Genomic DNA, 12,592 nt, shown 5'->3' on the forward strand with positions numbered 1-12,592 from the left:
TCCACAACGGGTGCGGGATCATCGCGAGGCTCATGACCACGCCCAGCAGGTTGAAGGCCGGTCCGACCCAGGCCGCCCAGGTCTTGCGGGCGATCAGGAAGCCGGTCGCCGCCGAACCAAAGGCCCCCGCCGCCCACCCCGCCGCCAGCAGGGCCAGGGCCGCGGTCGGCATGGCCTGAGCGAAGGCCTTCAAGGCGGCCGGATCCTGCAAGTTGACGCCCGGCGGCGGCGGAAAGGCGCGGCCAAGGCCCATCTCGCAAAGACTGACGATCAACACATTGGCGATCACCGCGCCCAGCACGGCCAGAATGCCTCTGACGATCATGGCGCTCCACCCTCAATGCCCCAGGAAGATTGCCGCACGGCCCGAAAGCTGTCGAATCGCGTCCTGAAACGACAGAAGGCCCCGGATCGCTCCGGGGCCTTCTGGTTCAGCGTGAGCCGAAAATCTTAGTCGTCGGCGGCGGCCGAGAAGGACGGACCCGAGTCCTTGCCCTTTTCCGACACATCGCGGTCGACAAATTCGATGACGGCCAGCGGGGCGTTGTCGCCATAGCGGAAGCCGGCCTTCAGGACGCGGATGTAGCCGCCTTGACGGTCCTTGTAGCGCGGGCCGATGGCGGCGAACAGCTTGCCGACCTGTTCGACGTCGCGAACGATGCTGATGGCCTGACGACGCGCGTGCAGGTCGCCGCGCTTGGCCAGGGTGACCAGCTTCTCGACGAAGGGACGCAGTTCCTTGGCCTTGGGCAGGGTGGTGACGATCTGCTCGTGCTTGATCAGCGAGGCCGACATGTTGGCGAACATGGCGGTGCGGTGAGCAGAGGTACGGCCCAGTTTACGGTGTGCATAACCGTGACGCATTGAAGTCTCTCCTGGGCCGAGGCCCGCGATGGCGCGATCTAGCGCGGATTGTCACCCATCCCAGCCTGAATCCCCGCTGGGTCAGCACGAAGCGCCGGGGCCCTCCACCGCTGTTGCGGCTTCAAAGGACCCAGGACCGACCCTTGCGAGCCGGTCCGGGAGAAAGCGCGTAGTCCTTGGTTCTAGATCTGGTCTTCGAACTTCTTGGCCAGGTCTTCGATGTTTTCCGGCGGCCAGTTGGGAACGTCCATGCCCAGGTGCAGACCCATGCCAGCCAGCACTTCCTTGATTTCGTTCAAGGACTTGCGGCCGAAGTTCGGGGTGCGGAGCATCTCGGCTTCGGTCTTCTGGATCAGGTCGCCGATATAGACGATGTTGTCGTTCTTCAGGCAGTTGGCCGAACGCACCGACAGTTCCAGTTCGTCGACCTTCTTGAGCAGAGCCGGGTTGAACGGCAGCTCGGGCTTGGCCTCGTCCGCGGTCTTGGCCTTGGGCTCTTCGAAGGTGATGAAGATCTGCAGTTGGTCTTGCAGGATCCGGGCGGCATAGGCCACCGCGTCCACCGGCGTGACCGCGCCGTTGGTTTCGACTTCCAGGATCAGCTTGTCATAGTCCAGCGACTGGCCTTGACGGGTCGGCTCGACGCGATAGGCGACGCGCTTGACCGGCGAGTACAGGGCGTCGACGGCGATCAGGCCGATCGGCGCGTCTTCCGGACGGTTCTTGTCGGCGGGGACATAGCCCTTGCCGGTATTGACCGTGAACTCCATGCGGACCGAACCGCCATCGTCCAGCGTGCAGAGCACGTGGTCGGGGTTCAGGATCTCGATGTCGCCCGTGGTCTCGATCTGACCCGCGGTCACCGGGCCGGGGCCGGTGGCGCGCAGCGTCATGCGCTTCGGGCCCTCGGCGTGCATGCGCACGGCCAGTTGCTTGATGTTCAGAACGATGTCGACGACGTCTTCGCGGACGCCTTCGAGCGAGGAGAATTCGTGCACCACGCCATCAATCTGGATGGCGGTGACTGCGGCGCCCTGCAGCGACGACAGAAGAACGCGGCGCAGAGCGTTGCCGAGCGTCACACCGAAACCGCGCTCGAGAGGTTCGGCGACAATGCGAGCCTTGCGGGTCGCGTCGGCGCCAGTCTCGATCTGCGGCTTCTCAGGACGGATCAGCTCGTTCCAGTTTCTTTCGATCACGTGTCGGTCCCTTGAACGCGGCTCGCCGGCCGCGGTTTACGCAGCCGGCGAAGGGGCTTTGGTTCTAAATAAGTACTAGACGCGCCGACGCTTGGGCGGACGGCAGCCGTTATGCGGAATCGGCGTCACGTCGCGGATCGTCGTGATCGTCATGCCCGCGGCCTGAAGGGCGCGCAGAGCCGACTCACGACCGGAACCCGGGCCCGAGACGTTGACTTCGAGCGTCTTCACACCGTGCTCCGCCGCCTTCTTGCCCGCGTCTTCGGCGGCCATCTGAGCAGCGTAAGGAGTCGACTTGCGCGACCCCTTGAAGCCCATCGCGCCGGCGCTGGACCAGGAAATCGTGTTTCCCTGAGCGTCGGTGATGGTGATCATGGTGTTGTTGAACGAGGCGTTCACGTGCGCCACGCCCGAGGTGATGTTCTTGCGTTCGCGCTTTTTAACGCGACCCGGTTCCTTGGCCATCGTCAGGCTACCTTATTTCTTCTTGCCGGCGATCGGCTTGGCCGGACCCTTGCGGGTGCGAGCGTTCGTGTGCGTGCGCTGACCGCGGACCGGGAGGCCCTTACGGTGACGCAGGCCGCGATAGCAGGCCAGGTCCATCAGACGCTTGATGTTCATCGAATTTTCACGACGCAGGTCGCCTTCGACGGTGAAGTCCTTGTCGATCGCTTCGCGAATCTGAAGGACTTCGGCGTCGGTCAGCTGATTGACCCGGCGGGCGTCATCGATGCCCACCTTCGTGACGATGTCACGAGCGGACTTCTGGCCAATGCCATGAATATACTGAAGCGCGATCAAAACGCGCTTGTTCGTCGGGATGTTGACGCCTGCAATACGGGCCACGTCTAATGTTCTCCTAGTCACGCACTAAAGACGCGAACGGCGCGTCCGGGCCGGTCCGAAGACCTAGTCCGGCGCGCACAGATCGCGCCCTTTCGCGGAAGCGCCCCGTTATAGGGATAGTTGCGCATCCGTCAATGGAGGAATCCGGACAAATGAACGGATTCCAGCGAAGTCACGCCACGATAGAAAGTGCGGCGTCGATTGAAGCGGCGACCGTTTCCACGGAAGCCATGCCGTCGAGTTCGGTCAGCTTGCCCTGGGTCTCGTAGTAGGGCAGCAGCGGCGCGGTCTGGGCGTTATAGGCCGCCAGACGCGTCACGAACACTTCGGGATTGTCGTCAGCCCGACCCTGATCGGCGAAACGCTTGGTGATGCGTTCGATCAGGGCTGGCTCGTCTACCTTGAGTCGGAGGACGGCGTCGATTTTTTGGCCCCGACGGGCCAGCATGCGGTCCAGGGCTTCAGCCTGGGGCACGGTACGGGGAAATCCATCGAAGATCGCCCCGCCGGCCGCTTCGGCCTCTGGCAGGCGCTCCTCGATCAGATCGATGACGATTCCATCGGTGACCAGGTCGCCGCGGTCGAGCACGGCCTTGACCCGCTGACCCAGCTCCGAGCCCGAGGCGATGGCGGCGCGCAGCATGTCGCCCGTCGAGAGCTGAACCATCCCCCGCTGCTCTACCAGGCGCTTGGCCTGGGTGCCCTTCCCCGCCGCCGGCGGACCGAACAGAATCAAGTTCATGGAAGCCCCTTCGCGTTTCGGAGTCTCACGCCCCGTAGAGGCAGACCTAGAGCGGGTTCGAAAAAAACGGAAGCCGCTTTATGACAAAACGGCTTCCGTTGTTCCTTGAGCATGTCGAGGCCGGCCTAGCGGCCGCGGCCGCCGCGCAGCTTCGACTTCTTGATCAGGCCCTCATACTGGTGGGCCAGCAGGTGCGACTGGATCTGCGCCACGGTGTCCATGGTCACGGTCACGACGATCAGGATCGAGGTGCCGCCCAGGGCGAACTGGGTCGCGCCCATGGCCCCCATCAGGACCTCCGGGATGATACAGACCGCGGTGATATAGGCCGCGCCGATCACCGTCAGACGGGTCAGCACGTAGTCGAGATATTCGGCCGTGCGCTTGCCGGGACGGATGCCCGGCATGAAGCCGCCGTACTTGCGAAGGTTCTCCGCCGTCTCGTCGGGATTGAACACGACCGAGGTGTAGAAGAACGAGAAGAAGATGATCAGGGCCGCATAGATCACCATGAAGGTCGGCTGACCGTGTTGCAGCGCGCCGACCGCCGTGGGCAGCCAGGACGCCCAATTGGGCAGCTGGGCCGTCGCCAGGAACTGCATGGCCGTGGTCGGCAGCAGCAGCAGGCTGGAGGCGAAGATCGGCGGGATGACGCCGGCGGTGTTGATCTTCAGCGGGATGAACGAGCTTTCGCCGCCGACCATCCGGTTGCCCTGCTGGCGCTTGGGATAGTGAATCAGCAGGCGTCGCTGCGAGCGCTCGATGAACACGATGGCCGCGACGACCACCACGGCCAGGGCGAAGATGACGAACAGCGAGAAGCCCTGCATCGAACCGACGCGAACCATCTCGAACATGTTGGCCACGCCGCGCGGCAGGGCCGCGACGATACCGGCGAAGATGATCAGGGAAACGCCGTTGCCGACGCCGCGGCTGGTGATCTGCTCGCCCAGCCACATCAGGAACAGGGTGCCGCCCGTCAGGGCCACGACCGTCGAGGCCACGAAGAAGGCCGGGGCGACGCCGGAGACGACCAAGCCCTCCTGGCTCTGCAGGCCGACCGCGATGCTGAACGACTGCACGACCGCCAGAACGACCGCCAGGTAGCGGGTGTACTGGTTGAGGGTCTTGCGACCCGCCTCCCCGCCTTCCTTTTTCAGCTTCTCCCACGGCGGATAGACCGAGCCCATCAGCTGCACGATGATCGAGGCGCTGATGTAGGGCATCACGTTCAGCGAGAAGATCGCCATCCGCTCGACGGCGCCGCCCGAGAACATGTTGAACATGCCCAGAATGCCCTTCGACTGTCCGGCGAAGGCCGAGGCGAAGGCTTCCGGATTGATCCCGGGGATCGGCACGTAGGTGCCGAGACGGAACACCACCAGGGCGATGATCGTGAACCAGATACGCTTATGAAGCTCGGTCGCCTTTTGGAACGACGCGATATTCATATTGGCTGCGAGTTGTTCGGCGGCCGAGGCCATTCAATTCCCCACGACTCAAGAGCGAAACCGCCGAGCGCCGAAACCAGCGCTGGCGAAGATCCCGCCCTGAAAATTAGATCTCGGGCCTGCTTATCCTTTTCAAGGAAGATTTGAAAAGGGCAGGCGCGAGCAGGAGCCACAAATAGGTGAGGCCCGCCGCGATGTCACGGCGAGCCCCTAAATTCTGTCATCCCGGTCGAAACAAAGTCCCGAAGGCGCACGAGGCGCCCGGGATGACATATGTCGTTTAGGCCTTGGCTTCGGCTTCGACCTTGACCTTCTTGGTCACGGTCACCGAACCGCCGGCGGCTTCAACGGCCTTGATGGCCGCTTCGGTCGCCGAATAGACGGTCAGCTTCAGGGCCGACTTGATTTCGCCCTTGCCCAGCAGCTTCACGCCGTCCAGTTCGCGACGGATCACGCCGGCGGCGATCAGGTCGGCGACCGAGACGTCAGCGCCGGCCTTCAGCTTGCCGGCTTCGACGGCCTGTTCCAGGCGCCACAGGTTCACTTCGGCGAAGTCGAGGCGGAAGGGGTTGTTGAAGCCGCGCTTAGGCATACGCATGTGCAGCGGCATCTGGCCGCCTTCGAAGCCGGCGATGGCGACGCCCGAGCGCGCCTTCTGGCCCTTGACGCCGCGACCGGCGGTCTTGCCCTTGCCCGAACCCGGACCACGGCCAACGCGCATGCGGCCCTTGGTCGAGCCGGGAGCCGGAGCCAGTTCATTAAGCTTGGTCATATGTGCCTCTCCTTGGAGATCTGCGCCCGGCCAATGGCCGGACTCGGCTTGAAAACGGTAGATAGTCTCAAACGAAAACCACCCCGGCTTTCACCGGGGTGGCGATTTCGACGTCTCGTACGCAGACCTACTCGACGATTTCCAGCATGTGGGCGACCTTGCGGATCATCCACGGACCGAAGGGGTGTCTTCCAGCGTGGACACCCGGCCCAGCTTGTTGAGACCCAGGCCCGCCAGCGTAGCGCGCTGGCCGGCGTTGCGACGGATCGGGCTGCCGGTCTGGCGGACCGTGACGGTTTTTGCTTCAGCCATGACTTAGACCTCGAGGGCGTCCGGCGCCGAGGCGCCGTCGGCGCGGCGGCCGAGAATGTCGCTGACCTTCTTGCCGCGCTTGGCGGCGATCTGGCGGGGCGACGATTGAACCTTCAGGGCCTCGAACGTGGCGCGAACCATGTTGTACGGGTTCGAGGAACCCGTCGACTTGGCCACGACGTCCTGGACGCCCAGGGTTTCGAGAACCGCGCGCATCGGACCGCCGGCGATGACGCCCGTGCCGGGAGGGGCAGCGCGCATCATGACCTTGCCAGCACCCCAACGGCCGTAGCCGTCGTGGTGCAGGGTGCGCGATTCCCGCAGGGGGACGCGAACCATGGTCTTCTTGGCTTCTTCGGTCGCCTTGCGGATGGCTTCCGGCACTTCACGCGCCTTGCCATGACCGAAGCCGACGCGGCCCTTTTGGTCGCCGACGACCATCAGAGCGGCGAAGCTGAAGCGACGGCCGCCCTTAACGGTGGCGGCGACGCGGTTAATGTGGACGAGCTTTTCGACGATGTCGCTGTCGGCGCGCTCTTCCGGGGCGTTGCGGTCGCGACGGCCACGATTGGGGCCGCCGTCTCCGCGCTGTTGATCACCACGAGCCATGCTGTGATTCCCTTAGAAATTCAGGCCGGCTTCGCGCGCGGCGTCAGCCAGGGCTTTCACCCGACCGTGGAAGATGTAGCCGCCGCGATCGAAAACGACGTCCTTGACGCCTTTTTCAATAGCGCGCTCGGCGACGAGCTTGCCGACCAGAGCGGCCGCGTCCTTGTCCGCGCCCTTGGTCTTGCCTTCACCCTCGAGGGTGGAGGCCGAGGCCAGGGTCACGCCGCGTTCATCATCGATGATCTGGGCGTAGATGTTCTTGGACGAACGGAAGACCGTAAGACGCGGACGACCGTTGGACAGGGCCTTGAGGCGGGTGCGGGTGCGTTGGGCACGACGCACGGCGGATTCGCGAGGTGAGAGCGCCATGGCTTACTTCTTCTTGCCTTCCTTGCGGCGAACCTTCTCGCCGGCATAACGCACGCCCTTGCCCTTGTAGGGCTCGGGGGGACGAATGCGGCGGATCTTCGCGGCAATCTCGCCGACCGCCTGCTTGTCAGCACCAGCGATCTTGATTTCGGTCTGCTTGGGCACAGCGAAGGTGACGCCGGCCGGAGCCTCGACGTTCACATCGTGGCTGAAACCGAGCTGGATGGAGAGCGCGGTGCCCTTCATCGCGGCGCGGTAACCAACGCCCACCAGCTCGAGGGTTTCCTCGAAGCCGGCGGTGACGCCGTGCACCATGTTCGCCAGAAGCGTGCGGGACAGACCCCACATCGACTTGGCGCGCTTGCTTTCATCGCGCGGGCTCAAGGTCAGCTCGGAATTCTCCAGCTTGACCTCGATCTCGTCGGCGATGGTCCAGGCGAGTTGACCCTTGGGGCCCTTCACCGTGACCGTCTGACCTTCGACCGTGACATTCACGCCCGAGGGGATTTCGACGGCTTTCTTACCGATCCGTGACATGTTTTTCCCTCCCGCGCCTAGTAGACGCGGCAGAGGACTTCGCCACCGACATTAGCGTCGCGTGCGGCGGAGTCCGACATGACGCCCTTCGGCGTCGAAAGGATCGAGATGCCCAAGCCGTTCTTGATCGGCTTCAGGTCCTTGATCGACGAATAGACGCGACGGCCAGGCTTGGACACGCGGCTGATCTCGGCGATCACGGGCTCACCGTCAAAATACTTGAGCTCGATCTCGAATTCGGGGAACGCACCGGGCTTCTCGACGAGCGAGTAGCCGCGGATGTAGCCTTCGTCGGCCAGCACGTCCAGGACGCGGGCGCGCAGCTTGGAAGCCGGCGTCGCAACCTTCGAGCGCTTGCGCGTGGCGGCGTTCTTGATGCGAGCGATCATGTCGCTCAGGGGATCGTTCATCGACATCTGATCGTCCTCACCAGCTCGATTTCACGAGACCGGGGATCTGCCCCGCCGAGCCGAGCTCGCGCAAGGCGATCCGGCTCATCTTAAGCTTGCGATAATAGGCGCGCGGGCGGCCCGTCACTTCGCATCGGTTACGGATGCGAACGGCGGACGAGTTGCGCGGAAGCTTCGCGAGCTTCAGGCGGGCTTCGAAACGTTCTTCGAGCGGCAGGCTTTCGTCATTGGCGATAGCCTTCAGCGCTTCGCGCTTGCCGGCCATTTGCTTGACGAGGGCCTTGACCATCTCGTTACGGTTGACGGCGCTTTTCTTTGCCATGGTGTGTTTCCCTGCCCGCTCTTAATTCGTGAACGGGAACTGGAATTCCTTCAGGAGAGCCTTGGCTTCCTGATCGGACTTCGCAGTGGTGCAGACGATGATGTCCATGCCCCAGATCTGTTCGATCTGGTCATAGTTGATTTCCGGGAACACCAGGTGCTCTTTCAGACCCATGGCGTAGTTGCCACGGCCGTCGAAGCTCTTGCCGTTCAGGCCGCGGAAGTCCTTCACGCGCGGCAGCGCGATCGTGACCAGGCGGTCGAGGAATTCGTACATCCGGTCCTTGCGGAGGGTCACCTTGGCGCCGACCACCATGCCTTCGCGCAGCTTGAAACCGGCGATCGACTTGCGGGCCTTCGTGGCGACCGGCTTCTGGCCGGCGATGAGGGTCAGGTCCTTGATGGCCGTTTGGGCCTTCTTGGAGTCCGCGACAGCCTCGCCGATACCCATGTTCAGGACGATCTTGTCCAGCTTGGGGATCTGCATCTCGTTGGTGTAGCCGAACTGTTCCTTCAACGCGGCGCGGATGCGCGCGCGATATTCGGACTTCAGCCGCGGCTCGTAAGCTTGATCAACCATTGATCACCTCGCCGGTGGTCTTGGCCACGCGCACCTTCTTGTCGCCTTCGATCTTGAAGCCGACGCGGGTGGGTTTGCCGTTGGAATCGACGATCGCCACGTTCGAAACGTGAAGCGCCGCTTCCTTGCTCTTGATGCCGCCTTGCGGATCGGCCTGGGTCGCCTTGGTATGGCGTTGAACCAGGTTCACGCCCGCCACGACGACGCGGTTTTCCTTGGGGAGAACCAGGGACACAGCGCCTTGCTTGCCCTTGTCCTTGCCCGCGAGGACGACAACGCGGTCGCCCTTCTTGATCTTGGCAGCCATTACAGCACCTCGGGGGCGAGGGAGATGATCTTCATGTGGTTCTTGGCGCGCAGTTCACGAGGAACCGGGCCGAAGATCCGCGTGCCGACCGGCTCGCTCTGCTTATTGACGATGACCGCGGCATTCTTGTCGAAGCGCGATCAGCGAACCGTCCTTTGCGCTTCATGCCTTGGTTGACGAACGACGACGGCGCGAAGCACGTCACCCTTCTTCACGCGACCGCGGGGAATGGCTTCCTTCACGGACACGACGATCACGTCACCGACACTGGCGTAGCGACGACCTGCGCCACCCAGCACCTTGATGCACATGACCCGGCGAGCGCCGGAGTTGTCGGCGACTTCCAGGTTAGTTTGCATCTGGATCATGGTTCAAACCTTCCAGATTAAGCCGAGACCTTGGGAAGGACTTCCCAGGTCTTCAGCTTTGACTTCGGAGCACATTCGACGATGCGGGCGATTTCGCCTGCCTTGTACGAGTTGCTCTCATCGTGTGCGTGGTACTTCTTGGACCGACGCACGATCTTCTTCAGCAGCGGGTGAACGATGGTCCGTTCAACCTTAACCACTACGGTTTTGTCGCCCTTATCGGAGACGACAACCCCTTCGAGGATACGCTTGGGCATATCGTTCTCCTTAAGCCGCGGCCTTGGCGCGCAGCACGGTCTTGATGCGGGCGATGTCCTTGCGGATCTCGCCAACGCGGTGGGTCTTTTCCACCTGACCGGTCGCTGCCTGGAAGCGCAGGTTGAACTGCTCCTTCTTGAGGCTGAGCAGCTGCTCGGCGAGTTGGTCGGGGGTCAGAGCCCGGATATCAGCGATCTTGGTCATGCCGCTTCGGCCTCCAGAGCCGCACCGGCGTCGATGCGGGTAACGACGCGGGTCCGGATCGGCAGCTTGGCCGCGCCGAGGCGCAGAGCTTCGCGAGCGATGTCGTCCGGCACGCCGTCGATTTCGAACATGATCCGGCCCGGCGCGACGCGCGCGGCCCAGTGATCGACGGCGCCCTTGCCCTTACCCATCCGGACTTCGGCCGGCTTGCCGGTGACCGGCACGTCGGGGAAGATACGGATCCAGACGCGGCCTTGACGCTTCATCTGACGGGTGATGGCACGACGAGCAGCTTCGATCTGACGCGCGGTGATGCGCTCGGGCTCAACGGCCTTGAGGCCGTAGGAGCCGAAGTTCAGCAGTGCGCCGCCCTTCGTGGAACCGCTGATGCGGCCCTTGAACTGCTTGCGGTACTTGGTTTTCTTCGGTGACAGCATAGCGCTCTATCCTCAGTCCCGACCGCGGCGGCCGCGGTCACCCCGGTCAGGGCGATCGCCACGCTCACGTCCGCCACCTTCGCCGGCGGGGCCGGATTCAGTGGCCAGACGCTTGTCCAGCGCCATCGGGTCATGCTCCAGCACTTCGCCTTTGAAGATCCAGGTCTTCACGCCGATGATGCCGTAGGTGGTCTTGGCTTCCGCGAAACCGTAGTCGATGTCGGCGCGCAGGGTGTGGAGCGGCACGCGACCTTCGCGATACCATTCCATCCGCGCGATTTCCGCGCCGCCGAGGCGGCCCGACACGTTGATGCGGATGCCCTTGGCGCCAAGACGGACGGCCGATTGGATCGACCGCTTCATGGCGCGACGGAAGGCGATCCGGCGCTCGAGCTGCTGGGCGATGGACTCGGCCACCAGCTGGGCGTCGGTTTCAGGCTTACGGATTTCAACGATGTTCAGGTGAACGTCGCCTTCCGTCATCACCGACAGGTCCTTGCGGAGCTTGTCGATGTCAGCGCCCTTCTTGCCGATGATGACGCCCGGACGGGCGGCATAGATCGTGACACGGCACTTCTTGTGCGGGCGCTCGATGATGATGCGCGAAACGCCGGCTTGATACAGGCGCTTCTTGAGCATTGCACGGACCGCGAGATCTTGGTGCAGGAGCTTGCCGTACTGGGGACCGTCGGCGAACCAACGGCTGTCCCAGGTACGGTTGATGCCGAGCCGAAGCCCGACCGGATTGACTTTCTGACCCATTAGGCGGCCTCACCCAGTTCGCGGACCACGATGGTGATCTCGGAGAACGGCTTTTCAACGCGCGTGGCCCGACCGCGAGCACGCGGCGAGAAGCGCTTCATCACCAGGTTTTTGCCCACATAGGCCTCGGCGACGACAAGCGAGTCGATGTCGAGGTTGTGGTTGTTTTCAGCGTTGGAGATCGCCGAATACAGCGCCTTGCGGACGTCCTGGGCGATGCGCTTGTGGCTGAATTCGAGCTCATTGAGAGCGCGCTGGACGTTCAGGCCACGAATGGACTGAGCGACCAGGTTCAGCTTACGAGCGCTAGTGCGCAAGGTACGTACCTTGCACATCGCTTCGTTGGCCGGGAGGCGGCGAGCTTGTTTAGCTTGGCTCATGGCCTACTTCCTCTTCGCCTTCTTGTCGGCGGCGTGGCCGGGGAAGCTGCGGGTGGGCGAAAACTCACCGAACTTCATGCCGACCATGTCTTCCGACACGGACACGGGAACGTGCTTGTGGCCGTTGTGCACGCCGAAGGTCAGACCGACAAACTGCGGCATGATCGTCGAACGGCGCGACCAGGTCTTGATCACGTCCTTGCGGCCCGACGACAGCGCGGCGTCGGCCTTCTTCAGGAGGTACCCGTCGACAAACGGGCCTTTCCAGACGGAGCGGGTCATGGCTTAGCGGCCCTTTTTCGCTTTGTGGCGCGAACGGATGATGAACTTATCCGTGGCCTTGTTGACGCGGGTCTTGGCGCCCTTGGTCGGCTTGCCGGCCGGGGTCACCGGGTTGCGGCCGCCCGAGGTCCGGCCTTCACCACCACCGTGGGGGTGGTCGACCGGGTTCATGGCGACGCCGCGAACGTGGGGACGACGACCCATGTGACGAACACGACCGGCCTTGCCGAGGTTTTCGTTCATGTGGTCGGGGTTGGACACGGCGCCGATGGTGGCCATGCACGTGTCGAGCACCATGCGCAGTTCGCCCGAATTGAGGCGGATCTGGGCGTAGCCGGCGTCACGACCGACCAGCTGGGCGTAGGCGCCAGCCGAACGGGCGATCTGACCACCCTTGGCGGGCTTCAGCTCAACATTGTGGATGATCGTGCCGATCGGCATCGTGCGGAGGGCCGAGGCGTTGCCGGGCTTCACATCGACCTTGTCGGCGGTGACGACTTCGTCGCCGGCCTTGAGGCGCTGCGGGGCCAGGATGTAGGAGAGCTCGCCGTCGGCCTGATACTTGATCAGGGCGATGAAGCG

The 12,592-nt window shown here is 63.4% G+C and carries 22 protein-coding genes and 2 pseudogenes; all 24 read right to left on the bottom strand.

The window, feature by feature from the left end:
- The coding region (locus CSW58_RS00885; RefSeq protein ID WP_099445940.1) for a hypothetical protein at positions 1 to 325 on the bottom strand (325 nt) is incomplete at its 3' end.
- A gap of 125 nt (positions 326 to 450) precedes the next feature.
- On the bottom strand, positions 451 to 864 hold the full coding sequence (rplQ, locus tag CSW58_RS00890; RefSeq protein WP_099445941.1) for a 50S ribosomal protein L17: 414 nt from the start codon (positions 862 to 864) through the stop codon (positions 451 to 453).
- A 182-nt stretch (positions 865 to 1,046) separates the two neighbouring features.
- A complete protein-coding gene (locus CSW58_RS00895) occupies positions 1,047 to 2,063 on the bottom strand; it encodes a DNA-directed RNA polymerase subunit alpha (RefSeq protein ID WP_099445942.1) in 1,017 nt (338 codons plus the stop codon).
- A 75-nt stretch (positions 2,064 to 2,138) separates the two neighbouring features.
- Positions 2,139 to 2,528 (bottom strand): 30S ribosomal protein S11, encoded by a 390-nt coding sequence (gene rpsK, locus CSW58_RS00900; RefSeq protein WP_035049391.1) that lies wholly within the window; start codon positions 2,526 to 2,528, stop codon positions 2,139 to 2,141.
- Between the two features lie 12 nt (positions 2,529 to 2,540).
- On the bottom strand, positions 2,541 to 2,909 hold the full coding sequence (gene rpsM, locus CSW58_RS00905; RefSeq protein WP_099445943.1) for a 30S ribosomal protein S13: 369 nt from the start codon (positions 2,907 to 2,909) through the stop codon (positions 2,541 to 2,543).
- A gap of 172 nt (positions 2,910 to 3,081) precedes the next feature.
- On the bottom strand, positions 3,082 to 3,651 hold the full coding sequence (locus CSW58_RS00910; protein WP_099445944.1) for an adenylate kinase: 570 nt from the start codon (positions 3,649 to 3,651) through the stop codon (positions 3,082 to 3,084).
- A gap of 125 nt (positions 3,652 to 3,776) precedes the next feature.
- Positions 3,777 to 5,135, bottom strand: a complete 1,359-nt coding sequence (gene secY / locus CSW58_RS00915; RefSeq protein WP_099445945.1) for a preprotein translocase subunit SecY — start codon at positions 5,133 to 5,135, stop codon at positions 3,777 to 3,779.
- 247 nt (positions 5,136 to 5,382) lie between these two features.
- Positions 5,383 to 5,874 (bottom strand): 50S ribosomal protein L15, encoded by a 492-nt coding sequence (gene rplO, locus CSW58_RS00920; protein WP_099445946.1) that lies wholly within the window; start codon positions 5,872 to 5,874, stop codon positions 5,383 to 5,385.
- A gap of 127 nt (positions 5,875 to 6,001) precedes the next feature.
- Positions 6,002 to 6,186: pseudogene (gene rpmD / locus CSW58_RS00925) on the bottom strand (50S ribosomal protein L30).
- A 3-nt stretch (positions 6,187 to 6,189) separates the two neighbouring features.
- On the bottom strand, positions 6,190 to 6,795 hold the full coding sequence (rpsE, locus tag CSW58_RS00930) for a 30S ribosomal protein S5 (protein ID WP_099445947.1): 606 nt from the start codon (positions 6,793 to 6,795) through the stop codon (positions 6,190 to 6,192).
- Between the two features lie 12 nt (positions 6,796 to 6,807).
- Positions 6,808 to 7,164, bottom strand: coding sequence for a 50S ribosomal protein L18 (rplR, locus tag CSW58_RS00935; protein WP_099445948.1), 357 nt, complete (start codon positions 7,162 to 7,164; stop codon positions 6,808 to 6,810).
- A gap of 3 nt (positions 7,165 to 7,167) precedes the next feature.
- Positions 7,168 to 7,701 (bottom strand): 50S ribosomal protein L6, encoded by a 534-nt coding sequence (gene rplF / locus CSW58_RS00940; RefSeq protein WP_099445949.1) that lies wholly within the window; start codon positions 7,699 to 7,701, stop codon positions 7,168 to 7,170.
- A 17-nt stretch (positions 7,702 to 7,718) separates the two neighbouring features.
- Positions 7,719 to 8,117, bottom strand: a complete 399-nt coding sequence (rpsH, locus tag CSW58_RS00945; RefSeq protein WP_099445950.1) for a 30S ribosomal protein S8 — start codon at positions 8,115 to 8,117, stop codon at positions 7,719 to 7,721.
- A gap of 10 nt (positions 8,118 to 8,127) precedes the next feature.
- On the bottom strand, positions 8,128 to 8,433 hold the full coding sequence (gene rpsN, locus CSW58_RS00950) for a 30S ribosomal protein S14 (protein ID WP_099445951.1): 306 nt from the start codon (positions 8,431 to 8,433) through the stop codon (positions 8,128 to 8,130).
- 21 nt (positions 8,434 to 8,454) lie between these two features.
- Positions 8,455 to 9,012 carry a 50S ribosomal protein L5 gene (gene rplE, locus CSW58_RS00955; RefSeq protein WP_099445952.1) on the bottom strand — a complete coding sequence of 186 codons (558 nt, stop codon included), beginning with the start codon at positions 9,010 to 9,012 and terminating at the stop codon, positions 8,455 to 8,457.
- Positions 9,005 to 9,319 (bottom strand): 50S ribosomal protein L24, encoded by a 315-nt coding sequence (gene rplX / locus CSW58_RS00960; RefSeq protein ID WP_099445953.1) that lies wholly within the window; start codon positions 9,317 to 9,319, stop codon positions 9,005 to 9,007. Before rplX ends, rplE begins: the two co-directional genes overlap by 8 nt.
- Positions 9,319 to 9,687: pseudogene (gene rplN / locus CSW58_RS00965) on the bottom strand (50S ribosomal protein L14). Before rplN ends, rplX begins: the two are co-directional and overlap by 1 nt.
- A gap of 17 nt (positions 9,688 to 9,704) precedes the next feature.
- Positions 9,705 to 9,944, bottom strand: a complete 240-nt coding sequence (gene rpsQ / locus CSW58_RS00970) for a 30S ribosomal protein S17 (protein ID WP_099445954.1) — start codon at positions 9,942 to 9,944, stop codon at positions 9,705 to 9,707.
- A gap of 10 nt (positions 9,945 to 9,954) precedes the next feature.
- Complete coding sequence (rpmC, locus tag CSW58_RS00975) at positions 9,955 to 10,149, bottom strand: 50S ribosomal protein L29 (RefSeq protein ID WP_099445955.1); 195 nt, start codon at positions 10,147 to 10,149, stop codon at positions 9,955 to 9,957.
- Positions 10,146 to 10,586: a 50S ribosomal protein L16 gene (gene rplP / locus CSW58_RS00980; protein ID WP_099445956.1), complete on the bottom strand. Its 441-nt coding sequence runs from the start codon at positions 10,584 to 10,586 to the stop codon at positions 10,146 to 10,148. The genes rpmC and rplP overlap by 4 nt, the downstream gene beginning before the upstream one ends.
- Before the next feature lie 12 nt (positions 10,587 to 10,598).
- Complete coding sequence (rpsC, locus tag CSW58_RS00985) at positions 10,599 to 11,348, bottom strand: 30S ribosomal protein S3 (RefSeq protein ID WP_099445957.1); 750 nt, start codon at positions 11,346 to 11,348, stop codon at positions 10,599 to 10,601.
- On the bottom strand, positions 11,348 to 11,728 hold the full coding sequence (gene rplV / locus CSW58_RS00990) for a 50S ribosomal protein L22 (protein ID WP_007662752.1): 381 nt from the start codon (positions 11,726 to 11,728) through the stop codon (positions 11,348 to 11,350). Before rplV ends, rpsC begins: the two co-directional genes overlap by 1 nt.
- 3 nt (positions 11,729 to 11,731) lie before the next feature.
- The gene (gene rpsS, locus CSW58_RS00995) at positions 11,732 to 12,010 is read right to left on the bottom strand and encodes a 30S ribosomal protein S19 (protein WP_099445958.1); all 279 of its coding nucleotides are present in this window, start codon (positions 12,008 to 12,010) and stop codon (positions 11,732 to 11,734) included.
- 3 nt (positions 12,011 to 12,013) lie between these two features.
- Positions 12,014 to 12,592, bottom strand: a 579-nt coding sequence (rplB, locus tag CSW58_RS01000) for a 50S ribosomal protein L2 (protein ID WP_099445959.1), incomplete at its 5' end; no start/stop codon positions are given.

It is taken from the genome of Caulobacter sp. B11 (genome assembly GCF_002737765.1).
In the GTDB taxonomy this organism is placed as follows: domain Bacteria; phylum Pseudomonadota; class Alphaproteobacteria; order Caulobacterales; family Caulobacteraceae; genus Caulobacter.

Bases quoted from the DNA above. Each gene is read 5' to 3' on its own strand.
- rplR (WP_099445948.1), bottom strand. From the start codon at position 7,164: ATGGCGCTCTCACCTCGCGAATCCGCCGTGCGTCGTGCCCAACGCACC.
- rplQ (WP_099445941.1), bottom strand. From the start codon at position 864: ATGCGTCACGGTTATGCACACCGTAAACTGGGCCGTACCTCTGCTCAC.
- rpsS (WP_099445958.1), bottom strand. From the start codon at position 12,010: ATGACCCGCTCCGTCTGGAAAGGCCCGTTTGTCGACGGGTACCTCCTG.
- rpsH (WP_099445950.1), bottom strand. From the start codon at position 8,117: ATGTCGATGAACGATCCCCTGAGCGACATGATCGCTCGCATCAAGAAC.
- rpsE (WP_099445947.1), bottom strand. From the start codon at position 6,795: ATGGCTCGTGGTGATCAACAGCGCGGAGACGGCGGCCCCAATCGTGGC.
- secY (WP_099445945.1), bottom strand. From the start codon at position 5,135: ATGGCCTCGGCCGCCGAACAACTCGCAGCCAATATGAATATCGCGTCG.
- rplX (WP_099445953.1), bottom strand. From the start codon at position 9,319: ATGGCTGCCAAGATCAAGAAGGGCGACCGCGTTGTCGTCCTCGCGGGC.
- rplV (WP_007662752.1), bottom strand. From the start codon at position 11,728: ATGAGCCAAGCTAAACAAGCTCGCCGCCTCCCGGCCAACGAAGCGATG.
- rpsK (WP_035049391.1), bottom strand. From the start codon at position 2,528: ATGGCCAAGGAACCGGGTCGCGTTAAAAAGCGCGAACGCAAGAACATC.
- rpsQ (WP_099445954.1), bottom strand. From the start codon at position 9,944: ATGCCCAAGCGTATCCTCGAAGGGGTTGTCGTCTCCGATAAGGGCGAC.
- rplP (WP_099445956.1), bottom strand. From the start codon at position 10,586: ATGCTGTCACCGAAGAAAACCAAGTACCGCAAGCAGTTCAAGGGCCGC.
- rplF (WP_099445949.1), bottom strand. From the start codon at position 7,701: ATGTCACGGATCGGTAAGAAAGCCGTCGAAATCCCCTCGGGCGTGAAT.
- CSW58_RS00910 (WP_099445944.1), bottom strand. From the start codon at position 3,651: ATGAACTTGATTCTGTTCGGTCCGCCGGCGGCGGGGAAGGGCACCCAG.
- rplO (WP_099445946.1), bottom strand. From the start codon at position 5,874: ATGACCAAGCTTAATGAACTGGCTCCGGCTCCCGGCTCGACCAAGGGC.
- rplE (WP_099445952.1), bottom strand. From the start codon at position 9,012: ATGGTTGATCAAGCTTACGAGCCGCGGCTGAAGTCCGAATATCGCGCG.
- rpmC (WP_099445955.1), bottom strand. From the start codon at position 10,149: ATGACCAAGATCGCTGATATCCGGGCTCTGACCCCCGACCAACTCGCC.
- rpsN (WP_099445951.1), bottom strand. From the start codon at position 8,433: ATGGCAAAGAAAAGCGCCGTCAACCGTAACGAGATGGTCAAGGCCCTC.
- rpsC (WP_099445957.1), bottom strand. From the start codon at position 11,348: ATGGGTCAGAAAGTCAATCCGGTCGGGCTTCGGCTCGGCATCAACCGT.